Source organism: Fulvivirga aurantia (genome assembly GCF_009711475.1).
Lineage (GTDB): Bacteria > Bacteroidota > Bacteroidia > Cytophagales > Cyclobacteriaceae > Fulvivirga > Fulvivirga aurantia.
In genome coordinates this window covers 1-1,115 of sequence record NZ_SMMD01000232.1, presented here as the reverse complement: position 1 = coordinate 1,115, position 1,115 = coordinate 1, and the positions used below count along the sequence as shown (strand labels likewise).

The 1,115-nt window shown below is 38.0% G+C and carries 2 protein-coding genes; one reads left to right on the top strand and one right to left on the bottom strand.

What is annotated here, in order from left to right; all coding sequences use genetic code 11:
* Positions 1-339: DUF2721 domain-containing protein (locus E1176_RS00770; RefSeq protein WP_155208684.1), on the top strand; the 339-nt coding region annotated here is incomplete at its 5' end.
* 25 nt (positions 340-364) lie between these two features.
* Here E1176_RS00770 and E1176_RS20260 read toward each other — a convergent pair.
* The coding region (locus E1176_RS20260; RefSeq protein ID WP_185152515.1) for a DUF6503 family protein at positions 365-1,115 on the bottom strand (751 nt) is incomplete at its 5' end.

Here is a 1,115-nt window from a genome sequence, read left to right as displayed (position 1 = left end):
ACCAATAGGTTTTTGGCAATAGCCACACTGATCAGAAACTTGCATAAAAAGCATCAGGAAAACCCAAATCATAAGATTATAATTGGGCAGATTCAAAACTTAAGAACGAGGCTAAGCTTGATTAAAGGCATGCAGGTATTTGGTGTTTCAAGCTTCTTTTTATGCATTCTGAGCATGTTTATGTTATTTCAGGATGCACAGCGACTGGGCAACTACAGCTTTGGTATAAGTATGATATTGCTGATGATATCTCTAGGTATATCACTTCGGGAGCTACAAATAAGCACCAAGGCCTTAAATCTCGAGTTAAGTGATATGGAACTTAAAAGAGGACTGTAATAAGTCCTCTTTTAAGGTATAATGTTTATTTAGTTTTTAAGCTGTCAATTTCTGAATTCTCTGCCATTTTAAAGATTTCGGGGTTAGGTACTTTTTCCTCAAACTTTACATTATCAAAGCTAGCTTCGTATCTTTTGTCACCTAATTTGCCATCTGCATATTTGTAACCTACAAACTTCTTAGGGACCTCAAGACCATTTACCTGTTGCCAATCTGAGTAAGCAAGTGCGTTATAGTTTTCGGTTTTCTCACCACTATAATACGTTACGGTATACAGCAAAAGTTCTAATTTGTAAGTTTCAGGGTTGAAATGGGCGATGTATAAATCTTCATCTGAGTCACCAACACCTTCGCCATAAGAAACTTTTAAAGCTCGGTAATCAGTGCCGTTTACTGTTTGAGTACCTAGGTCTTCGTACATGATACCCGGGTCTGAAAGTAAGAAAGGGATGCCGAAAAAGTAAAAATATAAATTGTGATAGAATCTCGCAGAGCCACTTCCAAATGACTCAAGGTTAGGTGATACCCACACTTCTTTGCCATCAAATCCGATTTGAGTGGTGTCTCTATCGATTAATACCTTTCTATTGTAAAGGTTGATTATGTGATTTTCACTATTGCCTTCAGAAGATACCTTATCATATCTTAATGTGCCAAAATTTCTCCAGGTATCAAGCCCTCCGTGCGCCTCGAGGGCTTTGGCCAAAAGCTCAGGGTACTGAGAAACATCCACTTTAATTTCATCATTATCAGTTTGGTCGCTGCTTGCAGTATTC